Annotated in this window: 14 protein-coding genes; 8 read left to right on the top strand and 6 right to left on the bottom strand. The window is 62.6% G+C overall.

Going from position 1 to position 13,230, the window contains the following annotated elements; translation table 11 throughout:
• The first annotated feature begins 76 nt into the window (after window positions 1-76).
• Window positions 77-1,201 (top strand): glycosyltransferase family 4 protein, encoded by a 1,125-nt coding sequence (locus tag AC0L2V_RS01610; protein WP_473519252.1) that lies wholly within the window; start codon window positions 77-79, stop codon window positions 1,199-1,201.
• Between the two features lie 194 nt (window positions 1,202-1,395).
• Here the strand turns inward: AC0L2V_RS01610 and AC0L2V_RS01605 are convergent, their stop codons facing one another.
• The 4 genes from AC0L2V_RS01605 to AC0L2V_RS01590 form a co-directional block, all read right to left on the bottom strand.
• Window positions 1,396-1,839: a YybH family protein gene (locus AC0L2V_RS01605; RefSeq protein ID WP_473519251.1), complete on the bottom strand. Its 444-nt coding sequence runs from the start codon at window positions 1,837-1,839 to the stop codon at window positions 1,396-1,398.
• 388 nt (window positions 1,840-2,227) lie between these two features.
• Window positions 2,228-2,587 carry a tRNA-binding protein gene (locus AC0L2V_RS01600; RefSeq protein ID WP_027151061.1) on the bottom strand — a complete coding sequence of 120 codons (360 nt, stop codon included), beginning with the start codon at window positions 2,585-2,587 and terminating at the stop codon, window positions 2,228-2,230.
• A gap of 18 nt (window positions 2,588-2,605) precedes the next feature.
• Entirely contained in the window at window positions 2,606-3,106 is a 501-nt protein-coding gene (locus tag AC0L2V_RS01595; protein ID WP_006202532.1) for a type III secretion system chaperone family protein, read from the bottom strand.
• Window positions 3,107-3,417: 311 nt separating this feature from the next.
• Window positions 3,418-3,720 carry an accessory factor UbiK family protein gene (locus AC0L2V_RS01590; protein WP_027151060.1) on the bottom strand — a complete coding sequence of 101 codons (303 nt, stop codon included), beginning with the start codon at window positions 3,718-3,720 and terminating at the stop codon, window positions 3,418-3,420.
• Between the two features lie 439 nt (window positions 3,721-4,159).
• Here AC0L2V_RS01590 and lgt point away from each other — a divergent pair, with 439 nt between their 5' ends.
• The 6 genes from lgt (at window position 4,160) to AC0L2V_RS01560 (ending at window position 10,035) form a co-directional block, all read left to right on the top strand.
• Window positions 4,160-5,035: a prolipoprotein diacylglyceryl transferase gene (gene lgt, locus AC0L2V_RS01585; protein ID WP_473519250.1), complete on the top strand. Its 876-nt coding sequence runs from the start codon at window positions 4,160-4,162 to the stop codon at window positions 5,033-5,035.
• 72 nt (window positions 5,036-5,107) lie between these two features.
• Window positions 5,108-6,196 (top strand): class I SAM-dependent methyltransferase, encoded by a 1,089-nt coding sequence (locus tag AC0L2V_RS01580; protein ID WP_473508321.1) that lies wholly within the window; start codon window positions 5,108-5,110, stop codon window positions 6,194-6,196.
• A 112-nt stretch (window positions 6,197-6,308) separates the two neighbouring features.
• Window positions 6,309-7,103 (top strand): peptidoglycan editing factor PgeF, encoded by a 795-nt coding sequence (pgeF, locus tag AC0L2V_RS01575; protein ID WP_473519249.1) that lies wholly within the window; start codon window positions 6,309-6,311, stop codon window positions 7,101-7,103.
• Window positions 7,103-8,254, top strand: coding sequence for a M24 family metallopeptidase (locus AC0L2V_RS01570; RefSeq protein WP_065011962.1), 1,152 nt, complete (start codon window positions 7,103-7,105; stop codon window positions 8,252-8,254). Before pgeF ends, AC0L2V_RS01570 begins: the two co-directional genes overlap by 1 nt.
• 55 nt (window positions 8,255-8,309) lie before the next feature.
• On the top strand, window positions 8,310-8,933 hold the full coding sequence (locus AC0L2V_RS01565) for a hypothetical protein (protein ID WP_473508319.1): 624 nt from the start codon (window positions 8,310-8,312) through the stop codon (window positions 8,931-8,933).
• Between the two features lie 166 nt (window positions 8,934-9,099).
• A complete protein-coding gene (locus AC0L2V_RS01560; protein WP_023799890.1) occupies window positions 9,100-10,035 on the top strand; it encodes a ribose-phosphate pyrophosphokinase in 936 nt (311 codons plus the stop codon).
• 96 nt (window positions 10,036-10,131) lie between these two features.
• Here AC0L2V_RS01560 and AC0L2V_RS01555 read toward each other — a convergent pair whose 3' ends face one another.
• Window positions 10,132-10,998 carry an AraC family transcriptional regulator gene (locus tag AC0L2V_RS01555; protein WP_287230749.1) on the bottom strand — a complete coding sequence of 289 codons (867 nt, stop codon included), beginning with the start codon at window positions 10,996-10,998 and terminating at the stop codon, window positions 10,132-10,134.
• Window positions 10,999-11,129: 131 nt separating this feature from the next.
• On the opposite strand from AC0L2V_RS01555, the gene AC0L2V_RS01550 reads away from it, so the two are divergent.
• Complete coding sequence (locus tag AC0L2V_RS01550) at window positions 11,130-12,380, top strand: MFS transporter (protein ID WP_473519248.1); 1,251 nt, start codon at window positions 11,130-11,132, stop codon at window positions 12,378-12,380.
• A gap of 42 nt (window positions 12,381-12,422) precedes the next feature.
• On the opposite strand, the gene AC0L2V_RS01545 is transcribed toward AC0L2V_RS01550, so the two are convergent.
• The gene (locus AC0L2V_RS01545; protein ID WP_473519247.1) at window positions 12,423-13,133 is read right to left on the bottom strand and encodes an ArsR/SmtB family transcription factor; all 711 of its coding nucleotides are present in this window, start codon (window positions 13,131-13,133) and stop codon (window positions 12,423-12,425) included.
• Between the last annotated feature and the right edge of the window lie 97 nt (window positions 13,134-13,230).

The following is a 13,230-nucleotide window of genomic DNA, read 5'->3' as shown; positions in this document are numbered from 1 at the left end:
AGCGCGTGATCCTGATTGATTCGGCCTTGCGGCCCCGCATCAAGGAAACCGACGACCTTTCAAGCAAAGGCCTGCTATGCGCATCCTGATGGTGACCGACGCCTGGCGCCCGCAAGTCAACGGCGTTGTCCATACGCTGGAACGGCTTTCAGAAACCCTGAAGTCCTTTGACGTCGAGACGGACTTCCTGACCCCGAATATCTTTCGCACCTTGCCGCTGCCGACCTACCCGGACATCCGGCTGGCGCTGACGACGCCAGGCCGCGTCGCGCGCCTGATCGAAGCGCGCAACGCCGATCATATCCATATCGTCACCGAGGGGCCGCTCGGTATGATGGCGCGGCGCTATTGCCGCAAGGCCGGCCGGCCGTTCACGACAAGCTATCACACGCGCTTCCCGGAATATCTGAGCGCGCGGCTGCCCATACCGGAAGCCTGGGCCTATCGCTGGCTTCGCGATTTCCACAATTCCGGACAAGGCACGCTGGTCGCCACCCAGTCTCTGGCGGACGATCTGGCGGCGCGCGGCTTCACCAAGCTCAGGCCATGGACGCGGGGCGTCGATACCGACCATTTCCGGCCGGACAAGAAAAAGGATATGGGGCTCAAGCGACCGATCTTCCTCTGCGTCGGCCGCGTCGCGATCGAAAAGAACCTGGCCGCCTTCCTCGACCTGGATTTGCCCGGCAGCAAGGTGGTCGTCGGCGAGGGACCGGAGTTGGCGAGGCTCAAGGCGAGATACCCCGATGCCCATTTCCTTGGCCACCGCCCGAACGACGAACTGGCCGAAATCTATGCCTCGGCCGATGTCTTCATTTTTCCCAGCCGCACCGACACGTTCGGCAATGTCATCATCGAGGCGCTGGCCAGCGGCACGCCGGTCGCAGCCTATCCGGTGACCGGGCCGATCGACATTGTCGGCGACGGCGTCGGCGGAGCCGTATCGAACGATTTGCGTGAGGCCGCGCTCGCCGCGCTCGATGTCGACCGCGCCGAAGCGCGCCAACGGGCAATGCGCTATAGCTGGAAGGCCTGCGCGGAGATGTTCCTGGAGACGGTTGGAGAGGCGCTGGGCACCCAGCGAAAACTGACACCACCTTCGTCATCCACGGGCGAAGCGGCGGCAACGCCGGCGCGCAGACCCGAGGATCCATTTCGTGACCTGCGAGCGGCCCCTTCGGTGAAGAACTTGTTGGGTTGAGGCGGCGGCCGGCCGCACTTACTCCGCAGGTTCATCCGGAACGCTTTGCCGAAAACAGGCAAGCGGAGGCGCTGATCGATTTCAATTACTTGCGCCAGTGTGCAGCTCTTGGCGTCCGTCTGGATCGTGACTGCGCTAGCTGAGGCAGCGACCCGGTAGCGCACCCCTCCCGTCGGAAGCAAGAACGCCGTTGATCAGTTGAAGGTGTGCAGCCGGAGTTTCAGGCTGCCATCTGCCTGCTTTTCGAAGACGTGGGTTGCCACCCCGGCCCACGGCTGATCCGCACCATTGGCGTCTTTGCCCTTGGCCGACCATTTCGCCGTGCCAAACAGCAGGTTGCCGTCACCTCCTGCTTCGATCAGTTCGAGCTTGTGGCCTGTCACTCCCATGCCGAAGAGGCCGCCAAAGAATTTCTCGACCCCGTCCGGTGCCTTGATGACGTCATGGGTGGCGGGCAAGAAGATCGCGTCGTCGGTGTAGAAGGCCGCAACCGCCTTTGCGTCTGCTTTGTTGAAAGCAGCGTCCCAGGCCACGTAAGCGGCTTTCACTTGATCGTCGACGGGGTCAGCGTTGGCGGACGACCACGAAAAGAGGCAAAGGGAAAGCACAGCGAAAATCGCAGTCAGCAATCGAATCATCGTATCCTCCCGAGAATTGGCGGCACAGCCCGACAGATGCCGCGTCAAAACAATAAGCCTGGGCCGTTGGACTGTCGACTAATCCGTTTGGGGTGGTCCAAACCATCTAATCTCTCAAGGGCTCTTCGACTGAAAAACGATCATATGGCCGCCCGCAACGAAAGCTCAATCGATGTTGTCGCCGAGGTTCTGGTGATCACGACTTTGGGGAAACCACGCGCTTCATCCTCGTGCCGATGGTCGAGTTCAAACAATTGCTCGCACCCAGAGCGCAACCATTTTTCGTGGGAGATCGGTGGAGCTCGCATCAGAATGGCGCGCTCGATGCGTTTGAGATTAAACCCAGGAACGGCCACGGAAAGTCTGCGCGTCGGCTTCGGTGACGAAGCTAGAACAGTCGGCCGCCGTCAGGCACTCTGCGTTCGATCGCACCGAGGACGACCGCACCCTCCTCGTCGGGAAAGCCAAGCGTCAGCACTTCCGACATGAAGGGGCCGATCTGCCGCGGCGGAAAATTGACCACCGCGAACACCTGCCGGCCGATCAGCGTCTCGGGCGCATAGTATTTGGTGATCTGCGCCGACGATTTCTTCACTCCGATGTCAGCGCCGAAATCGATCTTCAGCTTGATCGACGGCTTGCGCGCCTCGGGAAACGGCTCGGCCTCGACGATCGTGCCGGCGCGAATGTCGACACGGTCGAAATCGGCGAAGCTGATCTCTGGCTTGCGCTGGCTGCTCGAACTCATGGAGGATCAGGACCTGGCTCAGGCGTTTCCGTAGGTCTCGAACAGGACGCCGGCCAGCGCATCCTTGGCCGAGGTTCCCGACCAGACGACGAACTGGAACGCCTGGAAGTAGCATTCGCAGGCTTCCAGCGCCGACGACAGCAGCACCTCGACCTGCTGGCTCGACGGCTCGACCCCGCCGGCGAGCAGCAGCGACTGGCGGAACATGATCGCGCCCTCCTGCTCCCAGAGGTCGAAATGGCCGAACAGCATCTGCTCGTTGATCAGCGAAAGCAGCCGCATCACTTCGAGCGCGCGCGCCTCCGGCACCTTGATGTCGAAAGCGCAGGCCAGATGCAGCGCCTCGAAATCCTCCATCCAGGAAAATGAGACGTGGTAGTCGGTCCAGCTTCCGGCAACCGAAATCGAAATCTCGTCGTCGCCGGCCCGTTCGAAGGACCAGTCGTTGTTGTGCGCCACCTGCTCGATAACATCCACCGGATGGATTTCGCGCGAGAATTCGAGTTCGAGAAGTTCCATGAATGCTTCCTGTCGTTCCTTCGCCTCGGCCGGCGGGGCACCCACAACGAACAATTTTGTCTAGAACTCGGACGGCCGGGACTTCGTCAACGCACAAAGACCCCAGACCGGACCCCACCGCCCGGCGCATGATCCTGCTCCGAATCATGCAACAAATTCAGTCTATTGATCGGGAGTCGCGTGACCAGCCCAATTTTTCGCACTGCGTCATTCGCATGTGGAAAGCCGCTGTCACAAAGATTCACGCAATGCCGGTAAGCGATTCACGACAAAGCGCTTTTTGCGATTGTGCTTTGTGGAAAAGTTTAACGTTATTTTTTTGGTCTGGGCTTCGCCGCAGCCGCAGGCGCGGCCTGCCCGGTCAGATCGGCGAGCTTTGCCTCAAGCGTCTCGATGCGCGCAGCGAGACGGGTGTTTTCTTCCCTGGCTTTTACCGCCATGTCGCGGGCGGCCTCGAATTCTTCGCGCTGCACCAGGTCCATCGAGTTGAGAACACGCTCGGCCTGCCCCTTGAAGGCGGTTTCCACTTCGCGGCGCACGCCTTGCGCGGCACCGGCAGCGTCGGTCATCAGCTTGGCGAATTCATCGAGAATGCGGTTCGGTCCGGTCGACATGGCAAATCCTCGCTTGCTCGATTTGACGTAGTGGCGCGCGACGCGGAATGCAAGAACGTTGAGGCTGCTGCGTCATCAAGTCGATGCAATTTGACCTAGTCTCGCAAGCCATAGCTGGTACCAATCCAAGGAAGAGCATTCCGACCGGGACTGCAATGGCTTTCAGTGTGAATTTGGACCAGCGTCTTGCCGCACGCGACGCCGCGCTCGCCAAGGGCATTGCGATGCCGACGCAGGGCGGGTGAAGCCTGCGGAAGACGTGCTTGACCGCCTGGAGGCCAAATACAGGGCATTGGCCGGGACCAAGCTGTGAGGCGGCAGTACCGGCACGATCAGCCTGCTTCCCGAAGCCGTATTTGCCGCGCCAGCGTCGCCTTGACCGGGCCAAAACCCTGCCGCATGGTCCGCGCCCGAACGTGATCGCAACCGGGAGATCCTGTTGAGCGAGTATCTTATGCTGCCGCTGGCCGCCCTGCCCTTCCCCAATATCGACCCGGTCATCGTCCAGATCGGGCCGCTGGCAGTGCATTGGTATGGCGTCGGCTACATCGTCGGCATTCTCTTCGCCTGGTGGTATGCCAAGCGGCTCGTCACCAATGCTAGGCTCTGGCCCGACGGCACTGTGCCCATGAAGCCCGAGGATCTCGACGACTTCATCGTCTGGGCGGCTATCGGCGTGGTGCTTGGCGGGCGTGTCGGCTACGTGCTGTTCTACGACCTGCCGCGCTACATCGCTCAACCGTTCGATATCCTTGCCGTCTGGCAGGGCGGCATGTCGTTCCATGGCGGGCTGCTCGGCGTCATTCTCGCCATGACGCTGTTTTCCTGGTCGCGCGGCATCCGCACATGGTCGCTGTTCGACGTGGTGGCGGCCGGCGTGCCGGTCGGCCTTGGCCTCGTCCGCATGGCGAATTTCATCAACTCCGAACTCTGGGGCAGCCCGACCGACGTGCCATGGGCGGTCGAATTCCCCAATGGCGGGCCATTTGCGCGCCATCCGAGCCAGCTCTACGAGGCGCTGCTCGAAGGCCTGGTGCTGTTCCTGGTCCTGCGCTTCCTCACCCATTCCAGGCTCAAGCTGAAGACGCCGCGCTTCGTCGGCGGCGCCTTCATCGCCGGTTACGGTCTCTCGCGCATCTTTGTCGAATTCTTCCGCGAGCCCGACCAGCAGCTCGGCTACCTCCTCGGCACCAACTGGCTGACGATGGGCATGGTGCTGTCGCTGCCGATGCTGCTGGCCGGCATCTGGGCGATGGCGACCGCTGCCGCATCGGGCCAAAAATCGGAATCGATTTTGGGGAAGCACGATGCGTAGAATCAAAGTGCCAGGGCGTACTTTCCAAATGGACGCACGTCGCCCTAGGGCGGTAACACAGCCACAGCCGGTATGACGCGGCTGAAAACCCGAATCGTCGAGCTGATCGGTGCGGCGGGGCCGATCCCCGTCAACCACTACATGGCGCTTTGCCTGTTCGATCCGCTGGACGGCTACTATACGACGCGCGAGCCGTTCGGGGCTGCCGGCGACTTCGTCACCGCACCGGAGATCAGCCAGATGTTCGGCGAGCTGATCGCCGTCTGGCTCTACGAAGCCTGGCTGGCGACCGGCCGGCCGATGCCGGCCACCATCGCCGAGATCGGCCCCGGCCGCGGCACGCTGATGAAGGACATGCTGCGCACGCTTGCGCGGCTCGATCCGGCGCTGACCGCCGGTGCGTCGTTCGCCATGATCGAGACCAGTCCGCGACTGGCCGATGTCCAAAGGCAAACGCTTGCCGCCACGCCGGCCGCGATCGGCTGGCACGAAAGCATCGACACCTTGCCGCAGACCCCGCTTTTCATCGTCGGCAACGAATTGTTCGACGCGGTGCCGATCCGCCAGTTCGTCCGCGCCGGAACAGGCTGGCGCGAACGGATGATCGGCCTCGACGGCGCCGACGAATTGCACGTCTTCGCCGGCGCCGGCTCGGTCGATCCAACGCTGTTGCCGGACGATGCTGAAAACGCGCCACAGGGCGCGATCATCGAGGTCGCGCCGGCCCGAGCCGCGCTGATGGCGACCATCGCCGAGCGCTTGGCCGGGCTCGGCGGCGCCGGCCTGTTCCTCGACTATGGCTACCTCCAGCCAGGGATCGGCGACACCTTGCAGGCCTTGCGCAAGCACGATCACGAAGATGTGCTGGCCAATCCGGGCGAAGCCGATCTCACCGCCCATGTCGATTTCGCCGCCCTTGCCGCGGTTGTGCGGGCGCATGGCCTCGATGCCCATCTCTCCACGCAAGGCGAATTCCTGGTGGAAATGGGGCTTCTCGAACGCGCCGGCCAGCTCGGCGCCAATGCCAATGAGGCGGCGCGCGAAAAGATTGCCGGCGAGGTCGAACGCCTCGCCGGCCCGCAAGCCATGGGCGACCTGTTCAAGGTGCTTGCTGTCCTGCCTGCCGGCATCGCCGTTCCACCCTTTGCAACGGCGGATTGACTTTTCACTGCCGCCTCTCCCACTCTCCCACCTTCCGACTGTCGCCGTTGGACTGTCGCCATCTTTTCGACTGTCGCTTGACGAAACCGCTCTCACGGACAACAACGCAGCCATGCTGAATCAGACCAAACCGGATCCCGTTCGGTCGCCCTTGCTGGAGAAAGCGCATGCGCAAGGCATTCGCCACGGCTATTTCACCCGCGTCGGCGGCGTCTCCAGCGGCATCTATCAGGGCCTCAACATCGGCACCGGCTCGAGCGACGACCAGACGCAGGTCGCCGAGAACCGCCGCCGCGTCGCCGACTGGATGGGCGTGCCGTCAAGACATCTGTTGACCGCCCACCAGATCCATTCGCCCGACGTCGTCATCGCCAGGGAGCCTTTTTCCGGCGAGCGGCCGAAGGCCGACGCCGTCGTCACCGACCGGCCGGGCATTGCGGTGGGCGCCTCGACGGCCGATTGCGGACCGGTGCTGTTCGCCGATACCGAGGCGCGAATCGTCGGCGCAGCCCATGCCGGCTGGAAGGGCGCCTTGTCAGGCGTGCTGGAAAACACCGTTGCGGCGATGGAAAGCCTCGGCGCCCGGCGCGAGCGCATCGTTGCGGTTCTCGGCCCGTCCATCGGCCCGGAAAACTATGAAGTCGGCCCGGAATTCATCGCTCGTTTTGTCGAGGCAGATGCCGACAATATCAGCTATTTCGCGCCTTCGGCGAAGCCGGAACATGCAATGTTCGACCTCAACCGCTATACGGTCGATCGGCTGACCCGGGCCGGCGTCACCGCCGATGGGCTCGGCCGCTGCACCTACGCCGAGGAGGATCTGTTCTATTCCTACCGGCGCAGCACCCATCGCAAGGAGCCGGATTATGGGCGGCAGATTTCGGCAATCGTTTTGGAGACAGAATAATGGCGCTGCATTTCGAACGGTCGGAATTTGACGCGCGGCGCGATCGGCTGATGATCGAGATCGCCGAGAAGAAGCTCGATGCCGTCCTTTTGTTTGCGCAGGAGAGCATGTACTGGCTGACCGGCTACGATACGTTCGGCTTCTGCTTCTTCCAGTGCCTGGTGGTGAAGGCAGACGGCTCGATGATCCTGCTCACGCGCTCGGCCGATCTGCGCCAGGCGCGCCACACCTCGATCATCGACAACATCGTGCTGTGGACCGACCGCGACGGCGCCAATCCGGCGATCGACCTGCGCAATCTGCTCAACGACCTCGACCTGCTCGGCGCCCGCATCGGCGTCGAATACGACACCCACGGGCTGACCGCCTACAATGGCCGGCGCCTGGACGAGCAATTGCAGACCTTTGGCCAGATCGCCGACGCGTCCGGCATCGTCAGCCGGCTGCGTCTGTTCAAGAGCCCGGCCGAAATCGCCAAGGTGGAAAAGGCCGCAAATCTCGCCGACGACGCTCTGGACGCGGCCCTGCCGCTGATCAAGCAGGGTGGCGACGAAGCCTTGATCCTTGCCGCCATGCAGGGCGCGATATTTGCCGGCGGCGGCGACTATCCGGCCAACGAGTTCATCATCGGCTCCGGCGTGGACGCACTGCTTTGCCGTTACAAGGCTGGCCGCCGCAAGCTGAGCAAGAATGACCAGCTGACGCTCGAATGGGCCGGCGTCTTCCACCATTACCATGCGGCGATGATGCGCACGGTGCTGACCGGCAAGGTGTCGAAACGTCACCAGGAACTGTTCGATGCGGCGCGCGCCGCACTTCTGGCGGTCGAAAAGGCGATGACGCCCGGAAATACCTTCGGCGACGTGTTCGACGCGCATGCCCGCACGCTCGAAACCCACAATTTGACCAAGCACCGGCTCAACGCCTGCGGCTATTCGCTCGGCGCCCGCTTCACCCCATCATGGATGGACATGCCGATGTTCTATCAGGGCAATCCCGAACCGATCGCGCCGAACATGACGCTGTTCGCCCATATGATCATCATGGACTCCGAAACCGAGACGGCAATGACGCTTGGCCGCACCTATCTGACGACTGAATCGCAGCCGAAGCCGCTGTCCCGCCATGATCTCGACTTGATTGTGCAATGAATCCATAATGGTAAGAATGCAAAGAGGCGTTCATCGCCAGGGAGTTTTGAGGCAAATGAGGCGATCGCATGCGACGACCGTGTCATTGCTCGCGGCGCTGACGCTGGCCGCCTGCACCAACGCGAAGGACGTTCTCGAACCCTCGGCCATCGCCCCGCAGTCGACACAGACCGTGCCAACGGCCGGAAGCGGCACGGCTGCAACGCCGACCGCACCTGCAGCCACCGCCCAGCCTTCCGCAACAACACAGCCTTCCGCGACGGCACAGCCCGCAACCGAGCTGCCGGCAAAGAGCGCCGCCGTCATCGCACGCACCCGCCTGCAGGTGGCGCCGATCGTCGGCGCCTCGGTGGAAGCCGCGACACCGCTGACCGCGGCGCTTCAGACGCGAGCCAAGCAGCGCGGCATCACCTTGGCAGGAAGCGCCGGACAGACCCCGACGCATGTGCTGAAAGGCTATTTCTCGACGATGTCGGAAGGCAAGGATACCACCGTCATCTATGTCTGGGACGTCTATGACCCGGCAGGCAACCGGCTGCATCGCATCAACGGCCAGCAGAAGGCGCCCTCGGTCAATGATGGCGAAGGCTGGGCTGCAGTCGCGCCGGAGACCATGCAATCGATCGCCGACCAGACGATCGACCAGTTTGCCACATGGCTTGGCGGCCAAGCGGGCTGACCGGCGGGCTGACATGTTGCCGGCTTCCCTCGCCGTCGACGTTTATTGAGATTAGCCGGCGGATTCCGATCACGACGCTTGCAATACCGGCACGGGCCGCTAAAAGCCCCGACTAAGGGGCTCAAGAGAGTCTGCCAGAGTCTCCATCCTTCACCAGGAACGGTGCATGAAGCTTTTCGCGGGCAATTCCAACAGGGTGCTGGCCGAAGCGGTCGCCCGCTATCTCAACATTCCGCTGGGCAAAGCCAGCGTCAGGCGCTTCGCCGATCAGGAAATCTTCGTCGAAATACAGGAGAATGTGCGTGGCGAGGATGTCTTCATCCTGCAGTCCACCTCGTTCCCGACCAACGATCACCTGATGGAACTGCTCATCATGATCGATGCCTTCATGCGCTCGTCGGCCAAGCGCATCACGGCGGTCATTCCCTATTTCGGCTATGCAAGGCAAGACCGCCGCGCCTCGGGCCGCACGCCGATCTCGGCCAAGCTGGTCGCCAACATGATCACGCGGGCCGGGGTCGATCGCGTCTTGACGCTGGATCTCCACGCCGGCCAGATCCAGGGCTTTTTCGACATCCCGACCGACAATCTGTTCTCGGTGCCGGTCATGGCCCGCGATGTGAAGGCGAAATACAAGCGCCTTGCCAATGTCATGGTCGTGTCGCCGGATGTCGGCGGCGTAGTCCGTGCCCGCGCGCTCGCCAAGCGCATCGACGCCCAGCTTGCCATTGTCGACAAGCGTCGCGAGCGCCCTGGCGAATCGGAAGTCATGAACGTCATCGGCGACGTGCGCGGCAAGGATTGCCTGCTGATCGACGACATCATCGATTCGGGCGGTACCTTGTGCAATGCGGCCGATGCGCTGCTTGCCGCCGGCGCCACCAGCGTCACCGCCTACACCACCCATGGCGTTCTGTCCGGCGGCGCCATCGCACGCATCGGCGCCTCGAAGCTGCAGGAACTGGTCATCACCGATTCCATCCAGCCGACCCAGGCGGTGCTCGACGCCAGCAACATCCGCGTCGTCTCCATCGCCGACCTGATGGGTGAGGCGATCTCGCGCACGGCGACCGAAGAGTCGGTGTCGAGCCTGTTCGACTGAAATCTGCCCGCGATACAGCGCCGCGCGTCCAGAGACGCGCAAAGGACGCTGTAGCACCTTGATTTTGCGCATGATCCTCTCCGAAAAGGTTCGGGGTCATGCGCTAGCGTTCGACACCCTGATGTTGTCCCTAGAGCCGCGCATATAGCCGCGCGGCGATGCCCCCAGCATGCGCTTGAACATGGTGATGAAGGCCGGCACGCTGTCATAGCCGAGGTCGAGTGCTACCCTTGTGATCGGCTCGCCGTCCGCCAGCCGCGGCAAGGCCGCGAACAGGCAGGCCTGCTGGCGCCATGTCGACAACGACAGTCCGGTCTGGCGATGAAAGGCGCGGGTGAAGGAACGCCGGCTCATGCCGACAATATCGGCCCATTCGTCGATCGTCGCGTGCGGCGAGGGTGCTGCGACGAAGCGCCGGCACAGTGCTGCAAGCCTTGGATCCGAAGGAAAAGGCAGGCCGAGCGGCCGTTCCGGCAGGTTCGGGATTTCATGCAGCAGCAGGCTCATGATCAGCCCGCCGCGCCCCTCCAACTCGGCGCCCTGCGGCAGCTTTTCCGATTCCACGATGAGGCTGTGCATCAGATCGGTGATGCCGACGACGCGCAAGCCATCCGGCAGCCCGGCAATGGCGTCCGGCATCACATAGACCGATCGCATGCTGACGTCGCCAAGCATCTCGACGGAATGCTCGGTGCCGGCAGGAATCCACATCGCATGATCGGGCGGCACCATCCAGCGCCCATGCCGCGTCGTCACCAGCACGACGCCGACAAGCGCATGCAGCAATTGACTGCGGCTGTGACGGTGCTGCGGCACGTGGTAGCCGTCGGGAAATTCGGTCGGCAGGGCCACCGCCGGCCCGACAGCCTGCTCCAGCCATTGCCAGCGGCGCAACAGCCCGAGATCGGTGAACTGGCCGAGATCGGTGTCGCCCGCTTTGAAGATTTCTTTGCCATGCGGCATTGGCTATTGGCCCACTCGCGAAACTATTGGACCAAACCACGAAAGAAGTCGCCCGGCAAGTAACTTATAAGGCAGCGGGGCCATAAGGCCCGCCTGCGGGAGCGTCCGCCAAAAAGACCATGGAGCCTGCGTTGACCGATACGACAGCCACCTCCGCCGCCACGCCGGCGACGGCCAGCCACACTTCGGCGCAAGCGACGGCCTTCACCGTCATCCTTGCGGTGAGCTTTTGCCATTGTGTCAACGACATCATGCAGTCGCTGCTGTCGGCCATCTATCCGCTGCTGAAGGACAATTACCATCTCGATTTCTGGCAGATCGGTCTTTTGACCTTCACCTTCCAGGTGACGGCGTCATTGCTGCAGCCGCTGATCGGCATGGTCACCGACAAGCGGCCGATGCCCTACTCGCTGCCCTATGGCATGGCGTCCTCACTGATCGGCCTGATCGTGCTGGCCTATGCCGGACAATATTGGCTGCTGCTGATCGGCGCGTCGCTGATCGGCATCGGCTCTGCGATCTTCCACCCGGAATCGTCGCGCATCGCCCGCTTCGCCTCGGGCGGCAGGTTCGGCCTGGCGCAATCGCTGTTCCAGGTCGGCGGCAATCTCGGCCAGGCCATCGGGCCGCTGCTCGCCGCCTTCATCGTCGTGCCGTTCGGCCAGACCAGCATAGCGTGGTTCGCCGCCGGATCGCTGATCGGCATCATCGTGCTGTGGCGGGTCGGCGGCTGGTACAGCCGGCTGCGCGCCTCGCTCGCCAACCGCAAGGCGGCAGGCTTCGTCTCGCCCTTCCCGCGCCGCAAGGTGATCGGCGCGCTGGCGGTGCTGACCTTGCTGGTGCTGACAAAGAACGCCTACGTTGCCAGCCTCGCCAGTTACTACACCTTCTACGCCATCGATAAATTCGGCGTTTCGGTGCAGATGTCGCAGGTCATGCTGTTCCTGTTCCTCGGCGCCTCGGCGCTGGGCATCCTGCTCGGCGGCCCGTTCGGCGACCGCTACGGACAGAAGCCGATGATCTGGTTCTCGATCGTCGGCGTGCTGCCGTTTACGCTGGCCCTGCCCTACGCCAATTTCGAATGGACGATGATCCTGACCGTGCTGATCGGCCTGATCCTGTCCTCGGCCTTCTCGAACATCGTCGTCTTCGCCCAGGAACTGGTGCCCGGCCGCGTCGGCATGATCGCCGGCATCTTCTTCGGCTTCGCCTTTGGCATGGGCGGCATCGCCGCCGCCGTGCTCGGCGTCGTCGCCGATATGAAAGGCATCGACTTCGTCTTTCAGGTCTGCTCGTATTTGCCGCTGCTTGGGCTGCTGACGGTTTTTTTGCCGAACATGAAGGAGGCGAGGAAGCTCGAAGCTGGAACCACTATCGGGTGAACCTTGAGTTGGCTTGCCCCGGCGACGCCGGCTTCGGCTCTGTCAGCCGCTTTCGTAGTTCATGCCGTCGACATCAAGGCTTGGGGTCAGCCACTCGGGAAAGCCGCCTTCGAACCGGCGTGAGGCCCAGCCTCGCGCCCTCAGGATTGCCAGCGCGTCAGCAGAAAGAATGCACTGGACACCACGACAATAGGCGACGATGACCTTCTGTCGTGGAAGCTCTGCAAGTCGCTCTTCCAACTCACCCACGGGAATGTTGATCGCACCCGGCAAATGCCCGGCCGCGTATTCCTCTTGCGGCCGGACGTCGAGCAGCACGACTTCGTCGTCCCGCATGCGGCGCGCCAGTTCCTCGCGCGAGATGCTCTCCAGCCTGTCCGGCCGGCTCATAGTGTCATCGATAAGCTCGCGGATTTGCCCGCGCCTGTGGTTCGCAAGGCTGCGCAGGGCCCCAAGCACGTTTTCGATTGGACCATCGGCCAAACGATAAAGCACGCGTTTCCCGTCTCGCCGGGTCTGCACCAAGCCGGCCCGCTTGAGCTGTTGAAGATGCTGCGAGGTGTTGGCCATGGCGATGCCGGAAAGTTGCGTCAGCTGCTCCACGGCCAGTTCGCCGTCGGCAATGTGGCGCAGAAGAACCAGCCGGTATGCATGCCCCAGCGTGCGGGCGAGATCGGCTATTTCGTCAAAGATCGGATGATGGACATCTGCGTTTTTCATATCGCATGATACAATAATCAAACGATCAATCAATACATTGAACGTTTATTTGAAACGGCTAGTGTCTGGCGCCGTGACAGGAAGCATGGACAAGGCAGGAGCAAAAAAATGAACGAGCAGTTGGAGTTCG

The organism is Mesorhizobium sp. WSM4814, assembly GCF_055811595.1.
Note: the sequence above shows the minus strand (reverse complement) of the source record. Positions and strands in the feature narration are given on the sequence as shown.

Bases quoted from the DNA above. Each gene is read 5' to 3' on its own strand.
- AC0L2V_RS01610 (WP_473519252.1), top strand. From the start codon at position 77: ATGCGCATCCTGATGGTGACCGACGCCTGGCGCCCGCAAGTCAACGGC.
- AC0L2V_RS01605 (WP_473519251.1), bottom strand. From the start codon at position 1,839: ATGATTCGATTGCTGACTGCGATTTTCGCTGTGCTTTCCCTTTGCCTC.
- AC0L2V_RS01600 (WP_027151061.1), bottom strand. From the start codon at position 2,587: ATGAGTTCGAGCAGCCAGCGCAAGCCAGAGATCAGCTTCGCCGATTTC.
- AC0L2V_RS01595 (WP_006202532.1), bottom strand. From the start codon at position 3,106: ATGGAACTTCTCGAACTCGAATTCTCGCGCGAAATCCATCCGGTGGAT.
- AC0L2V_RS01590 (WP_027151060.1), bottom strand. From the start codon at position 3,720: ATGTCGACCGGACCGAACCGCATTCTCGATGAATTCGCCAAGCTGATG.
- AC0L2V_RS01580 (WP_473508321.1), top strand. From the start codon at position 5,108: ATGACGCGGCTGAAAACCCGAATCGTCGAGCTGATCGGTGCGGCGGGG.
- pgeF (WP_473519249.1), top strand. From the start codon at position 6,309: ATGCTGAATCAGACCAAACCGGATCCCGTTCGGTCGCCCTTGCTGGAG.
- AC0L2V_RS01570 (WP_065011962.1), top strand. From the start codon at position 7,103: ATGGCGCTGCATTTCGAACGGTCGGAATTTGACGCGCGGCGCGATCGG.
- AC0L2V_RS01565 (WP_473508319.1), top strand. From the start codon at position 8,310: ATGAGGCGATCGCATGCGACGACCGTGTCATTGCTCGCGGCGCTGACG.
- AC0L2V_RS01560 (WP_023799890.1), top strand. From the start codon at position 9,100: ATGAAGCTTTTCGCGGGCAATTCCAACAGGGTGCTGGCCGAAGCGGTC.
- AC0L2V_RS01555 (WP_287230749.1), bottom strand. From the start codon at position 10,998: ATGCCGCATGGCAAAGAAATCTTCAAAGCGGGCGACACCGATCTCGGC.